This is a genomic window from Pseudomonadota bacterium (assembly GCA_018823285.1).
Taxonomy (GTDB): domain Bacteria; phylum Desulfobacterota; class Desulfobulbia; order Desulfobulbales; family JAGXFP01; genus JAHJIQ01.
Map to the genome: position 1 here is coordinate 42,277 of JAHJIQ010000018.1, position 18,991 is coordinate 61,267.

Sequence of the window (18,991 nt, forward strand, 5' to 3'; positions counted from 1 at the left end):
ACTGATGCGGGGTTTATTCAGCAAGCTGATTGGATTTCATGATAATGATTACATGCTCCAGGCGGGAAAAAGTGACCGCCGGGGCCACATCGATCTCCAGAAACATTCCTCTCTTGTTGTTTACAACCTTGGAAACGGTCCCTACCGGTAAACCTTTCGGGAAGACGCCGCCCATTCCGGAGGTGACGATCTGATCCCCCGCTTCAACCTCGTTGTTTTTCAGAACATAGTGGAGGCGGTAGCTGGTCCCTTCTCCCTTGATGATCCCCTGGACCCTGGTTCGCTGGATCAGAACATCCAGGGCGCTGTTCGGGTCATTTGCAAGCAGGACTTTTGAGTAGTGAGCGCCGCCGTCAAGGATCTGCCCAACCACGCCTTCAACGGTTACCACCGGCATCCCTCTGGTAATGCCATCGCTGCTCCCCCGGTCGACGGTGATGGTTTTGAACCACTGCGAAGGGTCCCTGCCGATGATCTGGGCGCTGAGAGTCGGGGGCGGGAGGATCTCCTTCAATTCAAGAAGCTTTCCCAGCCTGATGTTGGTGGCCACCGCTTCACGGTATTTGATATTGATGGATTGATATTTGTTGATCTCTTCCTGCAGGCGGAGGTTTTCTTCGCGGACATCCCAGAGATCAACATACCCGGACCAGATGTTGCTGCAGGACCGGGTAACACTGGTGACGGCCGATTGGGCGGTGCCGAGTATTTCGAGAATAAACTTGTGCGGCACACTGAACTCCCGCCGCCCGATGGCGGACGAGATCAGGATTCCGAAAAGGACTAAAAAAGCTGATAAAAAGACGAGCTGCTTTACAGGGCGCGCCCGTTTTCCTCTTTTTCTCATTGAAAGCGATCCTGAGTGCTGGGTGAAAGATGTTGCCGGAGTATAGAGAGTCGGTCAATCAATGCGGCGCTGGATGGTTCCATGTGACCTGGAATATTCTACTGAGTCATAACACCGAATGGTGGCAGAACAGTCCGCCAGAGGAACGGGGTCAGTTGCTCATGACATCTTTCAGTTCATCGATGTTTTCAAGGGCCTTTCCGGAACCCAATACGACCGATGACAAGGGGTCATCGGCAATGATGATCGGCAGGCCGGTCTCTTCGCGTAATCTTTTGTCGAGATTCCGCAGGAGCGCACCGCCACCGGTCAGCACAATTCCCTGATCGACAATGTCGGCGGAAAGCTCGGGCGGGGTCAGTTCCAGGGCCATCTTGACCGCTTCCACAATGGCGTCGACCTGCTCGGAAATGGCTGCCCTGATCTCGTTTGAATCAATGGTCAGGGTTTTGGGCACACCGGACACCAGGTCGCGGCCTTTGATGTCCATGGTTTCATACGGAGCTTCAGGCATCACATCGCCGATGGTGGTCTTGATGACCTCGGCGGAATGCTCGCCGATGGCCAGATTGTGTTTGCGCTTGATATAGTGGAGGATGGCGTCATCCATCTTGTCGCCGGCAACCCGGAGAGAACTTGAATAGACGACCCCGGCCAGTGAGATAACGGCAACTTCGGTTGTGCCGCCGCCGATATCAACGACCATGTTGGCTGTCGGCTCGGTGATCGGCAGGCCTGATCCGATTGCCGCCGCCATGGGCTCATCGATAAGATAAACTTCCCGTGCGCCGGCGGACTCCGCCGATTCACGCACCGCCCGTCTTTCAACCTGGGTGATGCCCGAAGGGACACTGATGATGATTCGCGGATGGACCAGGGTCCTTCGGTTGTGCACCTTGTTGATGAAGTAACGGAGCATCGCCTCGGTCACTTCAAAGTCGGCGATGACCCCGTCCCGGATCGGCCGGATAGCCTGAATATTGCCCGGAGTACGGCCGAGCATCATCTTGGCCTCCTTGCCGACCGCGAGGACCTTGTTGGTTCTGCCGTCCTGGCGGACGGCAACCACCGAGGGTTCCCGCAGGACAATCCCTTTTCCCTTTACAAAAACCAGCGTGTTTGCGGTACCAAGGTCAATGGCCAGATCATTGGACAGCCAGCCGAAAAGCGAGTCAAAAGGAAAGAACATGGAAAACGCCCCTCATCAAAATGGTTTGGCGAAAAAAATCTAAAAAAAACACTTACCTAAGTGAAACGCGGTTAATGTAACAGACTGTATATGGCTTGGCAAGAGAAATGGGGTGTTGGTGTCTTGTCCGAGAGAAGAGGTCTTTCCGGTTGTCGGCGGCTTGTTCGGGATGGCTGAATTCTTCATGTGGATCTGTAGTGATGGTAATTTGCAGTCCGGGACTCACCAGTGACGGGTCAACTTTTTCAATCGGGTTTCCTGAAGAATCTGAAGGGGGGGGGCGCCTGCTTACGGATATAGTATATGTAAGGGCTTTTCCGGTCAGAAAAAATCTTGACAGCCCATGGGCCTCATGTTATTGAAATCCCGGAAATTGGCGCGGACTCTGTACAGGGTTTTCGCCTGTTCGAAGGTGCTTGCAGATTGTGGGGCTATAGCTCAGCTGGGAGAGCGCTTGAATGGCATTCAAGAGGTCAGCGGTTCGATCCCGCTTAGCTCCACCACATCATTCAAAAAACCCTTGCGGGGAGGGCCTGACTGGTTTTTCTCGTTAAGGTCAGCCCTTGCAGCTTTTGTTAAGAATTGGCCTTCTTTCACTGCAGGGGCTTTGCTTTTTGTGAGTCCGGATTATGGGCGTCTTTCCCCATAAAGCTTGAGCCGGGGTGCTTGCCTGCTTATACCGATAAGCGACAGCACGAGATATTGGGACCATCCCCGCAGGGTGAAAACGATTCATAACGTTCTGCCGCGGAAGATAACATGCCAGCCAAGAAATCTGAACAAGCAGACATTCCTCAAGCGCCGCGTCCGGTATCGGAAGAAACCATTCTGAAAGTTGCCAAGGAAGTGGTGATCAAGTTTATCGAAGTGGGGCGTTTATCTCCGGCGAATTTCGACGAAACCTTCCGCAGTATCCATCAATCCGTCCGCAACTCCGTTCATTCCTGACAAGTTAAGCTCGGGATGGAGCCTCTTTTAAATCCAGCGCTCAATTTTTTCCCGGAACAGGTCAAAACCGTTCATGTGATGGGTATCTGTGGGACCGGGGTTGGCGCTCTTGCGGGGATGCTCAAGGAGCGCGGCTTTCTCGTAACCGGTTCCGATCAGCAGGTCTATCCGCCGATGAGCGATTTTCTGGCCTCTTCCGGAATCAGTGTTGCCGAAGGGTATGCGGCGGAGAATCTCAGCTATCAGCCAGATCTGGTAATTGTAGGCAATGTGATTACCAGAAAAAATCCCGAGGCAATTGCCCTTGCCGAACTGCAACTCCCCTATGTTTCCATGCCCCAGGCGGTCAGCCATTATTGTATTCAAGACAGCCGGTCTCTGGTCGTAACCGGCACCCACGGTAAAACTACCACCTCATCACTTCTGGCCACCGCCCTTGCCGATGCCGGGCTTGCTCCGGGGTTTATGATCGGCGGGCTGGTGAAGGCCTTCGGGCGCAATTTCAACATCGGCGATGGTCGTTATTTTGTCTGCGAGGGTGATGAGTACGACACGGCATTTTTCGACAAGGGGCCGAAGTTTCTTCACTACCGACCGGAAACGGCTGTGATCACAAGCATTGAGTTCGATCACGCAGATATTTATGCAGATCTTGAAGCGATCAAGGAGTCGTTTCGGAAGCTGGTGGCGATCATGCCCGAGAACGGGTGTCTGGTTGCTCATCTGGATGATCCGATTGTAGCCGAGGTCGTCCGCAACGCCGGGTGTGAGGTGGCGGGATATGGAAAGCGGCAGGGCGTGGAATGGCGACTTGGTGAAGTTGATGTCGGCAGTGAGTGCACGCGCTTTTCGGTATACCGGCGGGAGCAGTTTGTCGGCGAGTTCACCAGTATCTTGCCGGGGGTTCATAACGCCTTGAATTCACTCGCCGTGATCGCTGTGCTGAGTCGGCTTGGCCTGAATTACGAGCAGATCGGTAAAGGGTTGAGATCATTCCGGGGGGTCAACCGTCGACAGGAGGTGAGGGGGATGGCGAGGGGGGTCACCGTGATCGATGATTTTGCCCACCATCCGACAGCGGTTCGGGAAACACTTGCGGCACTTAAAGAGGCGTATCGGGGAAAACGATTGATTGCCGTATTCGAACCGCGCACCAATTCAAGCAGGCGCAGGGTTTTTCAGGATGTGTATCCTCATTGCTTTGCGGCCGCCGATCTTGTCCTGATTCGTGATCCGGAGCCGTTAAAAACTCTCGGAGTCGATGAGCGGTTCTCGGCGGAGAAGCTGGTGGAAGATTTGAAAGTAAATAATGTCGAGGCTTATTTTTTTAAGTCAACGGATACGGTGCTCGATTATCTGGGCGACAATTGTATACCGGGGGATGTAGTTGCTGTATTATCCAATGGAGGTTTCGACAATATTCATACCCGCCTTCTGGACCTTCTGGGCAACTGAAAAAATCCATGGCTGAAAGCCTTTGTACCACAGTGTGAAGCTGATGACGAGGCCGGCTGCATTCGTGGTGGGTCAGGCTCCCAGTATTTTCTTGACAACCTAACCGGGGTGGTTTAAACCAACCATCGATTTGCTTTCTGGTGCCGCGCAGGGGAGAGAAGTTCGTAAGACTGAAACGGTGCCTGGATTCCCGACATTCAAGCCGGGTTTTCACGATCAGCTGATGTAAGGTTTCTGACCAGAATTACCTTGGCCTCTCAATGGAGGGTGTTATCGTGGGACAACAAGCTCAAACAGATCTTCTGTATGTCGCGGCCTTCTTTCTTGGCGGCCTGCTCTTTGCCATCGGCCCTTTCATTATTTCCATTCTCTTTGCTCCCAGAAATACCAGAAATACTATCGATAAAACCGGTCAGCTCATTGAATGCGGCATGGTACCGATCGGGGATGCCTGGATCCGCTTCGGGATTATCTACTACCTGTATGCCCTGATGTTCCTTGCTTTTGACGTCGATGTGCTTTTTCTCTTTCCGGTTGCGATGACTTACAATGACGGATTCGTGATCAGGGATTTTGTTGAACTGGTGATCTTTGTCGGAATTCTATCTCTTGCAGTGGTCTATGCATGGAAAAAGGGAGTATTCAATTGGGGAAGGAAAACTTACAACCAGCAATAGTCCAGTTCGCCGCTCTCGACAAGCTTCTGGCTCTCGGGCGGGCTAACTCCTTGTGGCCGATGACTTTCGGCCTTGCCTGTTGCGCCATTGAAATGATGGCGGCAGGGGCTGCCCGGTTTGATCTGGCCAGGTTCGGTGCGGAAGTGTTCAGACCGTCTCCAAGGCAGTGTGACGTCATGATCGTTGCCGGGACAATCAGCAAGAAAATGGCCCCGGCTGTCCAGACCCTCTACGACCAGATGCCGGAACCCAAATGGGTCATCGCCATGGGCAACTGCGCCATTTCCGGCGGGCCTTTTGTTTTTGAGGGGCAGTATGGAATTGTCGAAGGAGCGGAAGAGCTTTTTCCGGTGGACGTTTTTATTCCTGGCTGCCCGCCAAGGCCGGAAGCCCTGATCGAAGGGATTCTGGAACTCGAAGAAAAAGTTACCGGCTACCGCAGGTGGCCCAGAGTGGAGGCCGGATGAGTATGCTTGCGGAAATCAAAGAGGCTCTCTCTGCGGTATCTCCCGTTACCATTAAAGAGACTGATTACAAGACAAAGGGATACCATCTGGATGTGGCCGCAGGGCCTGACCAGGTTGTTCAGTGTGCCGAAGTCCTGACCGGGCACGGATTTTTTCTCGAAGCGATAACCGGGGTTGACTGGCTGGGCCAGGTGGCGAGAATGAAAGAGGCGAAAGCCAAAGCGGCCGCTGCCGCCGCCAAAAAACTGGCAGAGGCGAAAGCGGCTGCAGCAGAGGCTGGCCAAGAAGTCCCGGCTGCACCGGAACCGGTTGCGGTTGAAACAGTGCCGGAGGAAGAGCTCGGTGAAGACCCGATGGAGGTTGTCTACGATTATAATACTACCGGGGGCGAGTTGTGCCGGGTTGTAGTCAGGTGCAAGGTGCCGCGCAGCAAACCGGAACTTCCCACCATCTCCGCCATCTGTTCAGGCGCCAACTGGCATGAGCGTGAAACCCACGATTTTTTCGGGATCGTTTTTACCGGTCATCCGGATCTTTCTCCTTTGCTTCTGCCTGAAGATGCTGACTTCCATCCTCTACGCAAGGATTTCACAGCATGAATAATTACGCACGCAGTGAGAACCAGGAAACCTTCGTCCTGAACCTGGGGCCCCAGCATCCGGCAACCCATGGGGTTTTGAGAGTCAAACTGACCATGGACGGCGAATACATTGTTCACGCCGAACCGGTGCTCGGGTATATCCATCGGATGCACGAAAAGATGGGGGAGAACCGAACCTGGGCTCAGTTCATGCCGAATACCGCCAGAATGGATTATCTCGGCGCTCTTTCCTACAATCATGGCTATGCTCTGGCGGTTGAACGGGCGGCGGGAATCGAAGTGCCGGAGCGGGCCGAATATATCCGGGTGATCACCGTTGAACTCAACCGGATCGCCAGCCATCTTCTCTGGTTCGGCGCTTTCGTGCTTGACCTTGGCGGGTTCACCCCGCTTCTCTATGCATTTGACGATCGTGAAAAGATTCTCGACCTGCTGGAATCGGTGACCGGGGCGAGGCTTACTTTCTGTTATTTCCGTTTCGGCGGGGTTTATAACGATATCGATGACGAGTTTATTGCCGGGACCACTGCCTTTATCAAGAGGCTCAGAGAGCGGATGCCTGATTATCACAATCTGGTGACCAAGAACATCATCATGATCAAGAGGTTGAAGGGCATCGGCATTCTGCCCGAGGAGATGTGCCGCCGTTACGGGGCGACAGGCCCTGTTCTCAGGGGATCCGGGGTTCAGTATGATGTGCGGAAAAACGAGCCGTATTCGGTGTACCCGGAATTTGATTTTGATGTCCCGGTCTATTCAGAGTGCGATTCCATGGCCCGCTATATGGTCAGGATGGATGAGATTGAGCAGAGTATGAGGATTGTCGAGCAGGCCATCGCCAAATTGCCGGAGGGTGAGTATATCGCGCCCAAGGTTCCGAAAATAGTGAAACCGGAACCCGGTGACTATTATGCCTGTGTCGAGGCGGCAAGGGGTACCTTTGGAGTCAGGCTGGTCAGTGACGGGAGCAACACCGCTTATCGGCTGAAGCTCAGGTCACCGACTTTTTCCAATATGAGTCTGTACGGCGAGGCCTGTCAGGGGATGCTTCTGGCAGATGCTCTGGCATTGATGGGCAGCCTGGATCTGGTCATTCCCGAGATTGACAGGTAAGGAGAAGAAAATGATTCCGCTTCCTGAAACGAGACGGGTATTCACCCCCTTTATCATACCCAGCCTGATTGCATTGCCCGTGGCCGGTTTCGGCCTGTACGCTCTGTGGCCGCTCCTGCCGTTGGATCTGTGGCGGGTAATTATTGCTCTGATTGCCCTTATTGCTTTTGCAGCAGGCAACGCCGCCTATCTGGTCTGGCTTGAGCGGAAGGTCTGTGCTCATATCCAGTGCCGGATCGGACCGAAAGAAGTAGGCCCCTTCGGGTTGCTGCAACCCCTGGCCGACGGCATCAAGTTGATGACCAAGCAGTTAATTGTTCCCAAGGGGGTTGACCCGCTGCTGTTCAAGGTCGCGCCGCTGCTGGTCCTGGTGCCGGCGGTGATGTCTTTCGTCACCATCCCTTTCAGCGAGACACTGGTTGCCAGAAATATCGATATCGGTCTCCTGATGATCTTTGCCTTTGCTTCGGTGAATGTCATGGGACTCCTGCTCGGCGGCTGGGGATCGGCCAATAAATATGCCGTGATCTCTGCTGCCAGGGCGGTCTCCCAGAATGTGGCCTATGAGATCCCGATGCTGATTACGGTGATCACCATGGTCATGATCACCCATACCCTCAACTTGCGGGACATTGTTCTGCAGCAATCCGGCAACATGTTCGACTGGTATGTTTTCAGGTTTTCGGCAAGCCCGCTGCTGTGGATGTCGTTCCTGATCTTTTTCGTCTGCTCCCTGGCTGAGACCAACCGCGCCCCGTTCGATCTGGGTGAGGCGGAAAGTGAGTTGATCGCCGGATTTCATACTGAATACTCCGGAATGGGTTTCGGGGTCTTTTTCATGGGCGAGTACGCGAATATTGTCATCGGCTGCGGTCTTACCAGCATCCTGTTTCTTGGCGGCTGGCAATGCCCATTCGGTCTGTGGCCCGGTTGGTGGTGGTTCCTGGCGAAGATTTATTTCCTGATCTTCTGCGTGATGTGGATCCGTTGGACTTACCCGAGAACGACCCTCTGGGGGCTTCTGAACCTGTCTTGGAAGGTTCTTATCCCTCTTGCCCTGATAAACCTGCTGCTTACTGGGGGCTGGCTTAAATTCTGGCCCATGCTGATGGGAGCGCAATGACATGAGCGGATATTTTAAAGATTTGTTTGGCGGCACCAAGAGTCTGGCGGTCGGACTCGGCATCACTTTCCGTTATATGTGCAAGCCGGTGGTGACCCTCCAGTATCCCCATGAAAGCTTGAAAATGACTCCACGCTACCGGGGGCATATTGAACTGGTGGGTGATGAGGAGACCGGTTTGCCCAAATGTGTGGTCTGCGGCATGTGTCAGAAAACCTGCCCTTCAAACTGCATCACCCTCGCCGGGGAAAAAACGGAAGGGGCAAAAACCAAATCATTGACCATGTACACCCTTGACTTCACCAAATGCAGCCTGTGCGGACAGTGTGTTGAAAGCTGTAAGTTCGGAGCCATTGATTTCTCGAAGGATTATAATCTTGCCGGTCCCCGGAAAGAGGCTTTTATATTTGACCTATTAAAAAGACTTGAGGAAAAAAGCTGATGGTCTCTTTGTTTACCGCAGAAGGTCTTACCGGCCTGGTCTTTCTTTTCATTGTTGCCGTGACGGTTGTCGGTGGCATCATTGCCACCAGTTCGGTCAGACTTCCCCGGGCGGTTTCCGGACTGGCCATGTGTCTGATCGGGGTGGCCGGTCTATATTATTTTCTGAACAGCCCTTTTCTGGCGGCAATGGAAATGCTGATCTATGTGGGCGCGGTCTGTGTCACCATCGTTTTTGCGATCATGCTGGCTGATCCCGGCGCCGAGAAGAAGGTCGGGCGCCAGGGTGCGATCAGCACCGTGGTGAGTGTCAGTGTCGGGGGGCTTCTCTTCTGGGGGTTGGCTATTCTCGGGACTACAACCATGTGGCCGGCAGCTGCGGTAAAGGTGAACGAGGGCTCCATCCCCGAGATCGGCAAGTCGCTCTTGACTACATACAGTATGGTGTTTGAGCTGGTTTCGGTTGTTCTGCTGCTGGCGATTATCGGTGCGCTGGTCCTGGCCCGCAAAGGGAGGGAGGTATAATGAACGTGCTTGATCTGGGCAACAGCATGGAAACGTATCTGGTGATTGCGGCCCTTCTTTTCGGGATGGGGATTTACGGTCTGTTAAACCGGAGAACCATGATCGGCATGCTGATTTCAGCCGAACTGATCCTTTCGGGAGCGTCAATTAACTTCATGGCATTCGGTCATTTTCTGGCCCCGGACCCGACCACCGGCCAGATATTCACCCTTTTTATCATGGGTATCGCTGCTGCTGAAGCGGCCATCGCCCTCAGTATTATTATTGCGGTCTATCGAAACTTCAAGTCGATCGATACCGAAGATGTTGTCGAACTGCAAGGCTAAACTGACAGAGGATTCCGGCCCATGGAAATAGTATCCTGCAAACTTCTTTATGCACTCCTGGCACCACTGATCGGTTCTCTGGTGGTGATGAGGTGCGGTAAACATCCTGATCTGAGGGAAGGGGTCTCTTTTGTGGCCTCGGTGATCATGTTCGGTCTGGTTGCCTCGATGATCCCGACCGTCCTGAAAGGCAATCGCCTGATCTTTACGATGTTTGATATTCTTCCTGGCTTGAGTGTTACCCTGCGGGCTGATGCCTTCTCGATGATTTTTGCCATGGTTGCCTCTTTCCTGTGGATCCTGGCGGTGTTCTATTCAATGGGGTATATGCGCGGTCTGCATGAGCATGCCCAGACCAGGTTCAATGCCTGTTTCGCACTGGCTCTCTTCGGGGCGATCGGGGTGGCGTTCTCAGACAATCTCTTTACCATGTATCTTTTTTATGAGATCGTCAGCGTCTGCACCTATCCACTGGTTGCCCACCATCAGGACGGGGAGTCCTACGATGGAGCAAGAAAATATATTGTTTACCTGACCACCACGGCCAAGGGGCTGTTATTGCCGGCCATGATCCTGATCTATGTCCTGACCGGCACTCTCGACTTTGCCGATAACATCAATACCGGCATTTTCCCGGCTGATGCCAACTCGGCCCTGGTGATCATGCTCTATATCTTCTGCCTGCTCGGGTTTGCCAAGTCGGGCGTGATGCCGCTGCACAACTGGTTGCCGGGAGCAATGGTCGCCCCGACACCGGTCAGCGCTCTGCTCCATGCCGTGGCGGTGGTAAAGGTCGGTGTTTTTTCAACCACCCGGGTGATGCTTTATGTTTTCGGAACCAACACCATGGAGGCCCTGAATCTTGGTATCCCGACTGCCTATTTTGTTTCGTTCACGATCTTGATGGCCTCGATCATCGCCTTAAGCAAGGATAACCTGAAGGCAAGGCTCGCTTATTCGACGGTAAGCCAGTTGTCGTACATTATTCTCGGGGTCGCCCTGCTTACCACCAGCGGCATTGAAGGTGGTCTGATCCATATCGCCAATCACGCATTCTCAAAGATCACCCTCTTCTTCTGTGCCGGTGCTATTTATGTTGCGGCTCATAAAAAGAATATCTCTGAAATGGGAGGGCTGGGGAGGACCATGCCGTTCACCTTTGCCGCCTTTGCCATCGCGTCACTCTCGATGATCGGGGCGCCGCCGGTGGCCGGATTTGTTACCAAGTGGAAGCTCCTGATGGGCGCCCTTGAGATGGAAACCCATTACCTCGGGATCATCCTCGTCCTTCTGGCAAGCACCCTGCTGAATGTGGGGTATTTTGCGCCGGTGACCATCAAGGCCTTTTTCGGCAAACGGCCGGAGGGTGAAAAGTATGAGGGGATCAAAGAGGCCCCTCTTGCCATGGTTGTGCCGTTGATGCTTGCGGCTATTATTTCGGTAATCATCGGAATCTATCCGGACTTCATAATGAATTTTGTCAAGGCGGTGACAGGATGATTGTAAAGCTGATCGATTTCCTGCGGGACCGGTTAAAGACCGTAATACGCCTCTCTTATGTCGGCCTCGGTCTGCTGGTAGTCTGGGATATTCTTTTTGTGGATAAACATCACGCCCATACCACCCCTGAGCACTGGCCGTTCTTCTGGTCGGTGTTCGGTTTTGTGGCGTGTGTGCTGATTATCATTCTTTCCAAGTGGTTTGGGCATCTGGGGATCATGACCCGGGAGGATTATTATGACAGGTGATTTCTTCCATCCTTCCCTGGTTCTGATTCTGGGGGCGTTTGTTCTGCCTTTCGTGCAGAAAGGGCCGCTGCGCAAAATATTCCTGGTGGCGATACCCTGTATTGCTTTCGGGTTTACCATGGCGATGGATTCCGGAACCTATGCGACCATGCAGTTCATGGACTGGCAGCTGATCTTCGGTAGGGTTGACGCCTTGAGCAAGGTCTTTGCCTATATCATGACCCTGATGTGTATTATCGGGACAATTTATGGCCTGCATGTTGAGGAGGATGTGCAGCACATTGCCGCCTGGACCTATGTGTCCGGCTCCATCGGGGCTATTTTTGCCGGTGATTATCTGACTCTTTTCCTCTTCTGGGAAGTGATGGCCTTTTCTTCAGTATTTCTGGTCTGGTTCAGACGTGGCCCGAAATCGATGGCTACCGGTTACCGGTATCTGCTTGTTCACACCTTTGGCGGGCTTGTCCTCTTGGCTGGTATTGTCCTTAATTACAAAGCAACAGGCGGAGATATCGCCTTCAACCTCCTTGATGTTGCAAACCCGACACTGCCGACCTATCTGATCATGATCGGGTTTATTTTAAACGCCGCTGTTCCGCCATTGCACGCCTGGCTTCCCGATGCCTACGGTGAAGCAACGGTGACCGGGGCGGTATTCATGTGTGCCTTTACTACCAAAACCGCCGTCTACGCCCTGGCTCGGGGCTGCGCCGGCATGGATATTCTGGTGCCCCTGGGCGTCTTCATGGCACTCTATGGTGTTGTCTACGCGGTACTGGAAAATGATTGCCGGCGCCTTCTTGCCTACCATATTATCAGCCAGGTCGGCTATATGGTGGCCGGCGTCGGGATCGGGACCGCCATGGCGATCAATGGCGCCGTGGCTCATGCCTTTGCTCACATCCTATACAAGGGTCTCCTGTTCATGGGGTGTGGTTCCGTCCTGTACATGACCGGGCAGAGCAAGTTCTCCGAGCTTGGCGGTTTGTACAAAAAAATGCCCAGGGCCTTTATCTTTACACTGATCGGAGGGTTGTCGATCTCTGCTTTCCCTCTATTCAGCGGTTTCGTCAGTAAATCGATGATTGTCTATGCCGGTTTTGAAGAGCATATTTACTGGGCGGCCTTTCTGTTGACGCTCGCTTCTGCGGGAACATTTCTCCATACCGGGTTGAAGGTCCCTTATTTTATCTGGTTCGGCAAGAACAACTGCAGCAAGGAGACCTGGGAGAAGGCCGCTGATCCGCCGGCCAATATGCAGTGGGCGATGGGTATTGCTTCTTTCCTGTGCATCTTTATCGGCTGCTATACTGCATATCTCTACGACATGCTGCCCAACCAGGAGCAGGCCAAACACTATGCCGAGCTGGTCTACGGCAGATACCATGTCTCGGAAAGTTTGCAGATTCTGCTGTTTACCGCCCTTGGCTTTTTTCTCCTGATCAAGAAGCTTGCACCCGAACCGACCATCAGTATTGATCTGGACTGGTTTTACCGGATGGGCGGTCGCGGTTTTCAGTGGCTTGCCAGCAAGCCCATTCAGGCTGTGGACAATGGGGTCAGTGAAGGATACCGGTATCTGGGACTTTTCCCGTTGATGACCATTTCCCGTTTCTGGTCATGGTTTGACTGGCATGCGATCGATGGGGTGGTTGATGGCATCGCAAGGAGTGTGAGATCCGTCGGCAGCGCCGGAAGGAGTCTGCAGAGCGGCTGGTTACAGACCAGTATGCTCTACGCGGCCACACTCATGGCAGTAGTGCTTATCGCGTACGTATTGAACTAAGCTAAAGGCATCCGGAGATTATAGTAATGAATGACTTTCTGATCATAAAGGACGGGGTTGCCCCTTTTCTGAGCATTCTGATCTTCCTGCCGCTGGCCGGAGCTCTTTTGCTGTTCTTAACCGGTAATGAGAATTTTGCCCGATTCCTGGCCCTGATTGTCACTCTGCTCACGGCGGCGGTATCGATGCCGTTGTATTTCGGTTTTGACACCACCACCGCCAAATACCAGTTCGGTGAACATCATGCCTGGATTCCTGCCTTTGACATCAATTACACGCTGGGGGTTGACGGCATCAGCCTTCTCCTGGTCCTGATGACCACCCTCTTGATGCCCCTGTGCGTTCTCGGGTCCTGGAAATATATCCAGAAAAGAGTCCGCGAGTTCATGGTCTGCCTGCTGATCATGGAGGCGTCGATGATCGGGGTTTTTGTGGCTCTTGATTTTGTCCTCTTCTATGTCCTCTGGGAGGCGATGCTGATCCCGATGTATCTCCTGATCGCCATCTGGGGAGGGCCGAGAAAAACCTATGCCTCGATCAAGTTCTTTCTCTATACCCTTGCCGGTTCGGTCATGCTTCTGGTAGCGATTATCGCGCTGTACCTTCATAATAACAGTTTCAGTATTCCGATGATGATGGGGCAGGAATATTCATCCCTGTTCCAGGTTCTGGTTTTTCTCGCTTTTTTCCTGGCGTTTGCCATCAAGGTTCCGATGTTCCCGTTCCACACCTGGTTACCTGCCGCGCATGTTGAAGCACCCACTGCTGGGAGTGTGATCCTGGCCAGTGTCCTGCTGAAAATGGGCACATACGGTTTCCTGAGGTTCTGTCTGCCGATTACTCCTGAGGCAACCCTTTTTTTTGTGCCCTACATCCTCTGGCTGTCGGTGGCCGGGATTCTCTATGGCGGATTTACGGCTCTGGCCCAGAGCGACATGAAGAAGCTGATCGCGTACTCAAGTGTCGGCCACATGGGTTTTGTGACTCTGGGGATATTCGTGCTGAATAAGAATGGTATTGAAGGCGCGATTCTGCAGATGATTAATCATGGTGTGACCACCGGAGCGCTGTTTCTCTGTGTGGGAATGATCTACGAGAGGACACACAGCAGGGAACTTGCCGACGCCACGGGGATCGGGAAACTGATGCCATGGTATGTCACCTTTCTCGGTTTCTTTTCGTTATCATCACTGGCGTTTCCAGGGACCAATTCGTTTGTTGGAGAGTTTCTCATACTTGTCGGCGGCTTTACCAAGTACAAGATCATTGCCGGCTGCGCGATCCCCGGGGCGGTTCTTGCGGCAGCCTACATGCTGAGAATGTTGCAGAAGGTGGTCTGGGGTGGAACGAATAATCCCGCGCACTCGGGTCTCGGTGATCTCAACATGCGGGAGATCGCTACCTTGGCGCCGCTGCTGTTGTTTGTATTCTGGATTGGCCTTTCTCCAGAGCCTTTCATGGAGATCATGCATACCAGTGTGGCCAATCTGTTGGATCAGGTGAATAGTGCCGGAGGGGCAGGCATTTCCATGGCGACGCTGATCCCTTGATAATAAAGCGTTATTGGCAGATAAAGTTTTAAGACTTCCCTTCAATGGCCGGTGGTTACGAGGCAGATTGGAGAATAATCCTGCAAGGTGAAAAATGAAACTGTTCGCTCCTGAATTATGGGTTCTTACCGGATGCCTGATCCTGTTCGGGGTTTCACTGTTCAAGGTCAGCAGCAGGACGGTGAAATTATGGGTCGGTTTTATTGCGCTCATAAATATTGTCGTGACCTCTCTCACCCTTTTTCAGGAGGGGCCTCTGTTTTTCAATGCATATCAGATTGATCTTTTCTCTCAGCTCTTCAAGCTGCTGGTTGCTGTGGGGCTGGGGGTTGTGGTGTTGCTGGGCAATGAATTCCCGGGAATAGAAAAAGAAGTCAAGGCAGAGTATTATCTGTTTATGCTTCTCAGTTCTCTCGGGTTGATGATGGTAGTCAGTTGCGTTGAGCTCCTTTCTCTATTCATTGCCCTTGAGCTTTCATCCTTTGCCCTGTATCTGATGGTGCCGATGCGTGACGACCGGTCAGGAGTCAGAAGTCAGATGGAGTCTGCCGCCAAGTACATTCTTTTCGGGGTGATGGCGACGGGGATCATGCTTTTCGGGATGAGTTATCTTTTTGGTCTTACCGGGACCACCTATCTTGGTGAGCTGCTGCCAAGGCTTCACAGTATTGCAGACCAGCCGGCGGCCGTTGTCGGGATCACCATGGTTCTGGCCGGTTTCTTTTTCAAACTCGGCCTTTTCCCGTTCCACTTCTGGCTTCCGGATGTCTACCAGGGAGCAACTAATGAGACCACCGCTTTCATTGCCTCAGTGCCAAAACTGGCTGCTGTTGCCCTTCTGATAAGGGTTTCCGCTCTTTACCTTCCCGAAGGCCAGACGGCGAGCCTTCTCTTGGGTGGCCTCGCTGTATTTTCGATGTTTTACGGCAATCTTCTTGCGCTGGTCCAGAAAGACATCAAGAGAATGCTTGGCTTTTCCGGTATCGCCCATGCCGGCTATGTGATGCTTGGTATCCTGGTGTTGGGTGAGACGGGATATGCGACTTCAGTATTTTACATTGTTGCCTATCTGGTGATGAACCTGGCCTGTTTCCTGGTGATCTGTAACGTCGCCGGCAAAGGTGAGAATCTGCAGATTGATGATCTGACAGGTCTTTACCAGAGAGCGCCACTGCTGGCCCTTATTCTTGGTATTTCCATGTTTGCTCTGGCCGGAATCCCCCCATTTGCAGGATTCATGGGTAAATTCATGTTGCTGACCGGGGCCTTGAAACAAGGGTATCTTGCCGTGGTCATCATGGCGGCGATCAATACCGCGATTTCGATCTACTACTATCTCTCAGTGGTAAGAGTCGCCTATTGTTCCGCTGCAGACGAGGTGACTCCCGTGCCGGTGAGTCCGCTGATCAAGATGGCGGGGGTGATGCTGGTCCTGATCATTCTGGTGATGGGAATAGTCCCTTCTACTTTTCTTAACATGGCGACCCAGGCAATCCGGACAATCCTCTAGACGCCCGTTGTTCCAAGTATGTCGTGAAATCGGCGAAGATATCTTTAGAGTTCCGCTGTTTTCCCCTCTTGACATCGCTTCATAATAAATTATATTGTCGTCCTTGATGCGGGCATAGCTCAGTTGGTAGAGTACAAGCTTCCCAAGCTTGGAGTCGCGGGTTCGAACCCCGTTGCCCGCTCCAGCAGAAGTTCCGTGTGTCTTGTCCCGCAAGGTGGCGATTGCGCTGCCCAGCCTGCCATTCGTAGCCGGCCGGGGTTTGTTTTTATTGAAAATCTTTTTCTTTCTAAGGAAAAGTGGGCCGGGAGCCCGCTTTTTTTTTTATATGAACGACCAGGGACTAATCTATAAGGATCACGTTGAACAGCAGATCGCCGAACTGGCAGAACCTGTTCTGATTGATATGGGATATGAACTGGTTGAAGTCCAGTTCAGAAGAGAAGCCCATGGCCACGTCCTGCGACTCATTATCTGCCATGAGAACGGGATCGGCGTTGATGACTGTGCCAGGGTAAGCCGGGAAGTAAGCATTCTCCTTGATGTCGAGGATCTGCTGAAGCAGGCCTATACCCTGGAAGTATCCTCACCGGGGCTGGACCGACCTCTTACCACCGGACGTGATTTTACGAGAAACCTGGGGAAAAAAGTAAAACTGCTCATGCACGATGATTCGGATGAACTGGTTGGAACCATCCGGAAGGTCCAGGGCGAGACTGTTGTGATAGAGAGCAACGGCAGGGAGCAAGAGGTCGCTCTTACGGCAATCAGGAAGGCCAGGCTGGTGATTGAGTTCTAGTCACCATGTTGGAGCATGATTGGGATTGGTTGCGTTTTAATATTGGCGGGTTGATCAACCCTTGAGATGTATAATATAGTCCGGTTATGCCGGATGCATTTGCAAGTGATATGGCAACGTTTATGAAGAACGAATGCTTTTTTGGAGATAAGACATGTTTTCAGAACTGAGCAGAATAGTTGATCAGATCAGCAGAGACAAGGGAATTGACCGTAACCTGCTGATAGAAAGTCTTGAAGATGCCGTTATGCAGGCGGCCCGGAAGAAATTCGGACAGCGCCGTGATATGGAGGTGCGATTTAATGAAGAGCTTGGTGAAATAGAGCTTTTTCAGTTCCGTACCGTGGTCGAAAAGGTTGAGGATGACCAGACCGAAATATCCATGGAGGACGCTCTGGCTCTTGATCCCGAGGTTGAACTTGGAGATGATATCGGCTCGAAGATGGATAATGTTTCCGAACTTGGCAGGATTGCAGCCCAGTCAGCCAAGCAGGTGATTATCCAGCGTATGAAAGATGCTGAAACCAATGTGATCTATGACATGTATAAAGAACGGCAGGGTGAGATCATCAACGGTATCGTGCAGAGATTTGAGCGCGGGAACACCGTTGTCAATCTTGGCCGAACGGATGCGATCCTTCCTGCAAGTCAGCAGATGCCCAGAAGGTCCTATCGGCAGGGGGACCGGATCCGTGCGTATCTTCTTGAGGTCAAGAAGGATGCCCGTGATTCGCCTCTGGTCCTGAGCCGTACCGATGACCGGTTTCTGGCGCAGCTTTTTACGGAAGAGGTCCCGGAGATTGCCGAAGGCGTTGTAACAATCATGGGTGTCTGCCGGGAACCGGGGTCCCGGGCCAAAATTGCGGTGTCGTCTTCAGAGATGGATGTTGATCCGGTCGGTGCCTGTGTCGGCATGAAGGGGTCCAGGGTTCAAAACGTTGTCCAGGAACTTCAAGGCGAGAAGATTGATATTGTGCCGTGGAGTCCGGACCCGGCCAGGTTTGTGTCAAACGCTCTGGCGCCTGCCCAGATCTCCATGGTAGTGGTTGATGAGGAGAAAAAGACCCTTCTGGTCATAGCCCCTGAAGATCAGCTTTCCCTTGCCATCGGCAGGCAGGGACAGAACGTCAGGCTGGCGTCTAAACTCCTGGGCTGGAACATAGATGTGAAGGGCGAGCAGAAATACGCCAAGTCAATGGAACAGGGGTACAGGTCGCTGTTGAAGGTGGAAGGCGTAGACGACAAACTTGCCGAACGACTGTATGATTCCGGGATCACATCTGCAAAGGAACTGGCGGCTGCCACCGTTGAAGATCTTACCGAATTTGAAAATATTGATGATGACAAGGCTCTGAGGCTGATTGTGAATGCTGCCAAGGTGCCACTCCCTGCAGAACCTGGACCGACCGATCCTGACGATGGGCGCGGACCGGATAATAGTGACAAAGAATCGGTGAAATCTGAAAAACAGGATGCAGACGCAAACGGAGAGTGACCAGGGGGGGGCGACCCCGATCCGGACCTGTTTCGGCTGCAGGATCAGAAAGAATCCTGCCGATCTGTTAAGATTTACTGTTGCAGGAAGCAGTGGGGTGTTGCAGCTCGATGGGGTGAAAAAATCGGCAGGAAGGGGCGTTTATTGTTGTAACGACACTGGGTGTCTGGGGAGATTGGTCAGGAACAGGAAGGGGTTGAAGAGGGCTCTGCGGGTAACGGAGCTCGATATGGTTGAGATTGAGAACCTGTTTTGAGATTTCCCTTTGCTGAGTGTAGCGGGGGCTGTTTCCGGCCACGGATTAAAAAGATTGGCCAGTGAGCCATTCCCGACACTGAATAGATTGCAGCGGTTTTGAACGGATTATTTCATGAGGATCAGCAGCACTGTCAGG

General features: G+C 52.7%; 20 protein-coding genes and 2 tRNA genes. 20 read left to right on the forward strand and 2 right to left on the reverse strand.

The genetic code is table 11. The features are described from left to right. Window positions 1-13: 13 nt before the first annotated feature. Window positions 14-847 (reverse strand): rod shape-determining protein MreC, encoded by an 834-nt coding sequence (gene mreC, locus KKG35_05655; GenBank protein ID MBU1737607.1) that lies wholly within the window; start codon window positions 845-847, stop codon window positions 14-16. 151 nt (window positions 848-998) lie between these two features. Continuing rightward, window positions 999-2,036 carry a rod shape-determining protein gene (locus tag KKG35_05660; GenBank protein MBU1737608.1) on the reverse strand — a complete coding sequence of 346 codons (1,038 nt, stop codon included), beginning with the start codon at window positions 2,034-2,036 and terminating at the stop codon, window positions 999-1,001. Between the two features lie 427 nt (window positions 2,037-2,463). Here KKG35_05660 and KKG35_05665 point away from each other — a divergent pair. The 20 genes from KKG35_05665 to KKG35_05760 all read left to right on the forward strand — a co-directional run bounded on the left by KKG35_05665 (window position 2,464) and on the right by KKG35_05760 (window position 18,853). Continuing rightward, window positions 2,464-2,539, forward strand: a tRNA-Ala gene (locus KKG35_05665). A gap of 256 nt (window positions 2,540-2,795) precedes the next feature. Continuing rightward, window positions 2,796-2,984: a hypothetical protein gene (locus KKG35_05670; protein ID MBU1737609.1), complete on the forward strand. Its 189-nt coding sequence runs from the start codon at window positions 2,796-2,798 to the stop codon at window positions 2,982-2,984. Between the two features lie 15 nt (window positions 2,985-2,999). Next, window positions 3,000-4,439, forward strand: coding sequence for a UDP-N-acetylmuramate:L-alanyl-gamma-D-glutamyl-meso-diaminopimelate ligase (mpl, locus tag KKG35_05675; GenBank protein ID MBU1737610.1), 1,440 nt, complete (start codon window positions 3,000-3,002; stop codon window positions 4,437-4,439). A gap of 260 nt (window positions 4,440-4,699) precedes the next feature. Next, window positions 4,700-5,116, forward strand: coding sequence for an NADH-quinone oxidoreductase subunit A (locus tag KKG35_05680; GenBank protein ID MBU1737611.1), 417 nt, complete (start codon window positions 4,700-4,702; stop codon window positions 5,114-5,116). Next, window positions 5,065-5,583, forward strand: coding sequence for an NADH-quinone oxidoreductase subunit NuoB (gene nuoB, locus KKG35_05685; protein ID MBU1737612.1), 519 nt, complete (start codon window positions 5,065-5,067; stop codon window positions 5,581-5,583). Before KKG35_05680 ends, nuoB begins: the two co-directional genes overlap by 52 nt. After that, window positions 5,580-6,182: an NADH-quinone oxidoreductase subunit C gene (locus KKG35_05690; GenBank protein MBU1737613.1), complete on the forward strand. Its 603-nt coding sequence runs from the start codon at window positions 5,580-5,582 to the stop codon at window positions 6,180-6,182. The genes nuoB and KKG35_05690 overlap by 4 nt, the downstream gene beginning before the upstream one ends. Further along, complete coding sequence (locus KKG35_05695; GenBank protein ID MBU1737614.1) at window positions 6,179-7,297, forward strand: NADH-quinone oxidoreductase subunit D; 1,119 nt, start codon at window positions 6,179-6,181, stop codon at window positions 7,295-7,297. Before KKG35_05690 ends, KKG35_05695 begins: the two co-directional genes overlap by 4 nt. A 10-nt stretch (window positions 7,298-7,307) precedes the next feature. Next, window positions 7,308-8,420: an NADH-quinone oxidoreductase subunit NuoH gene (gene nuoH / locus KKG35_05700; GenBank protein ID MBU1737615.1), complete on the forward strand. Its 1,113-nt coding sequence runs from the start codon at window positions 7,308-7,310 to the stop codon at window positions 8,418-8,420. Between the two features lies 1 nt (window position 8,421). Then, complete coding sequence (locus KKG35_05705; protein ID MBU1737616.1) at window positions 8,422-8,862, forward strand: NADH-quinone oxidoreductase subunit I; 441 nt, start codon at window positions 8,422-8,424, stop codon at window positions 8,860-8,862. After that, a complete protein-coding gene (locus KKG35_05710) occupies window positions 8,862-9,386 on the forward strand; it encodes an NADH-quinone oxidoreductase subunit J (protein ID MBU1737617.1) in 525 nt (174 codons plus the stop codon). The genes KKG35_05705 and KKG35_05710 overlap by 1 nt, the downstream gene beginning before the upstream one ends. Beyond that, window positions 9,386-9,712, forward strand: a complete 327-nt coding sequence (gene nuoK / locus KKG35_05715; protein ID MBU1737618.1) for an NADH-quinone oxidoreductase subunit NuoK — start codon at window positions 9,386-9,388, stop codon at window positions 9,710-9,712. Before KKG35_05710 ends, nuoK begins: the two co-directional genes overlap by 1 nt. 21 nt (window positions 9,713-9,733) lie before the next feature. Next, window positions 9,734-11,212 carry a monovalent cation/H+ antiporter subunit D family protein gene (locus KKG35_05720; GenBank protein MBU1737619.1) on the forward strand — a complete coding sequence of 493 codons (1,479 nt, stop codon included), beginning with the start codon at window positions 9,734-9,736 and terminating at the stop codon, window positions 11,210-11,212. Further along, window positions 11,209-11,460, forward strand: a complete 252-nt coding sequence (locus tag KKG35_05725; protein ID MBU1737620.1) for a hypothetical protein — start codon at window positions 11,209-11,211, stop codon at window positions 11,458-11,460. Before KKG35_05720 ends, KKG35_05725 begins: the two co-directional genes overlap by 4 nt. Further along, window positions 11,450-13,246, forward strand: coding sequence for a Na(+)/H(+) antiporter subunit D (locus KKG35_05730; GenBank protein MBU1737621.1), 1,797 nt, complete (start codon window positions 11,450-11,452; stop codon window positions 13,244-13,246). Before KKG35_05725 ends, KKG35_05730 begins: the two co-directional genes overlap by 11 nt. A gap of 26 nt (window positions 13,247-13,272) precedes the next feature. Then, window positions 13,273-14,796, forward strand: coding sequence for an NADH-quinone oxidoreductase subunit M (locus tag KKG35_05735; GenBank protein MBU1737622.1), 1,524 nt, complete (start codon window positions 13,273-13,275; stop codon window positions 14,794-14,796). Between the two features lie 94 nt (window positions 14,797-14,890). After that, entirely contained in the window at window positions 14,891-16,306 is a 1,416-nt protein-coding gene (locus KKG35_05740) for an NADH-quinone oxidoreductase subunit N (GenBank protein ID MBU1737623.1), read from the forward strand. Between the two features lie 108 nt (window positions 16,307-16,414). Continuing rightward, window positions 16,415-16,490: transfer RNA gene (locus KKG35_05745), tRNA-Gly, on the forward strand. Window positions 16,491-16,631: 141 nt separating this feature from the next. Continuing rightward, window positions 16,632-17,102 carry a ribosome maturation factor RimP gene (locus tag KKG35_05750; GenBank protein MBU1737624.1) on the forward strand — a complete coding sequence of 157 codons (471 nt, stop codon included), beginning with the start codon at window positions 16,632-16,634 and terminating at the stop codon, window positions 17,100-17,102. A gap of 154 nt (window positions 17,103-17,256) precedes the next feature. Further along, complete coding sequence (nusA, locus tag KKG35_05755) at window positions 17,257-18,597, forward strand: transcription termination factor NusA (GenBank protein MBU1737625.1); 1,341 nt, start codon at window positions 17,257-17,259, stop codon at window positions 18,595-18,597. Further along, a complete protein-coding gene (locus KKG35_05760) occupies window positions 18,575-18,853 on the forward strand; it encodes a YlxR family protein (GenBank protein MBU1737626.1) in 279 nt (92 codons plus the stop codon). Before nusA ends, KKG35_05760 begins: the two co-directional genes overlap by 23 nt. Window positions 18,854-18,991 lie beyond the last annotated feature (138 nt).

Coding starts and splice junctions, on each gene's coding strand:
- mreC (MBU1737607.1), bottom strand. CDS start 847: ATGAGAAAAAGAGGAAAACGGGCGCGCCCTGTAAAGCAGCTCGTCTTT.
- KKG35_05660 (MBU1737608.1), bottom strand. CDS start 2,036: ATGTTCTTTCCTTTTGACTCGCTTTTCGGCTGGCTGTCCAATGATCTG.
- KKG35_05670 (MBU1737609.1), top strand. CDS start 2,796: ATGCCAGCCAAGAAATCTGAACAAGCAGACATTCCTCAAGCGCCGCGT.
- mpl (MBU1737610.1), top strand. CDS start 3,000: ATGGAGCCTCTTTTAAATCCAGCGCTCAATTTTTTCCCGGAACAGGTC.
- KKG35_05680 (MBU1737611.1), top strand. CDS start 4,700: ATGGAGGGTGTTATCGTGGGACAACAAGCTCAAACAGATCTTCTGTAT.
- nuoB (MBU1737612.1), top strand. CDS start 5,065: ATGGAAAAAGGGAGTATTCAATTGGGGAAGGAAAACTTACAACCAGCA.
- KKG35_05690 (MBU1737613.1), top strand. CDS start 5,580: ATGAGTATGCTTGCGGAAATCAAAGAGGCTCTCTCTGCGGTATCTCCC.
- KKG35_05695 (MBU1737614.1), top strand. CDS start 6,179: ATGAATAATTACGCACGCAGTGAGAACCAGGAAACCTTCGTCCTGAAC.
- nuoH (MBU1737615.1), top strand. CDS start 7,308: ATGATTCCGCTTCCTGAAACGAGACGGGTATTCACCCCCTTTATCATA.
- KKG35_05705 (MBU1737616.1), top strand. CDS start 8,422: ATGAGCGGATATTTTAAAGATTTGTTTGGCGGCACCAAGAGTCTGGCG.
- KKG35_05710 (MBU1737617.1), top strand. CDS start 8,862: ATGGTCTCTTTGTTTACCGCAGAAGGTCTTACCGGCCTGGTCTTTCTT.
- nuoK (MBU1737618.1), top strand. CDS start 9,386: ATGAACGTGCTTGATCTGGGCAACAGCATGGAAACGTATCTGGTGATT.
- KKG35_05720 (MBU1737619.1), top strand. CDS start 9,734: ATGGAAATAGTATCCTGCAAACTTCTTTATGCACTCCTGGCACCACTG.
- KKG35_05725 (MBU1737620.1), top strand. CDS start 11,209: ATGATTGTAAAGCTGATCGATTTCCTGCGGGACCGGTTAAAGACCGTA.
- KKG35_05730 (MBU1737621.1), top strand. CDS start 11,450: ATGACAGGTGATTTCTTCCATCCTTCCCTGGTTCTGATTCTGGGGGCG.
- KKG35_05735 (MBU1737622.1), top strand. CDS start 13,273: ATGAATGACTTTCTGATCATAAAGGACGGGGTTGCCCCTTTTCTGAGC.
- KKG35_05740 (MBU1737623.1), top strand. CDS start 14,891: ATGAAACTGTTCGCTCCTGAATTATGGGTTCTTACCGGATGCCTGATC.
- KKG35_05750 (MBU1737624.1), top strand. CDS start 16,632: ATGAACGACCAGGGACTAATCTATAAGGATCACGTTGAACAGCAGATC.
- nusA (MBU1737625.1), top strand. CDS start 17,257: ATGTTTTCAGAACTGAGCAGAATAGTTGATCAGATCAGCAGAGACAAG.
- KKG35_05760 (MBU1737626.1), top strand. CDS start 18,575: ATGCAGACGCAAACGGAGAGTGACCAGGGGGGGGCGACCCCGATCCGG.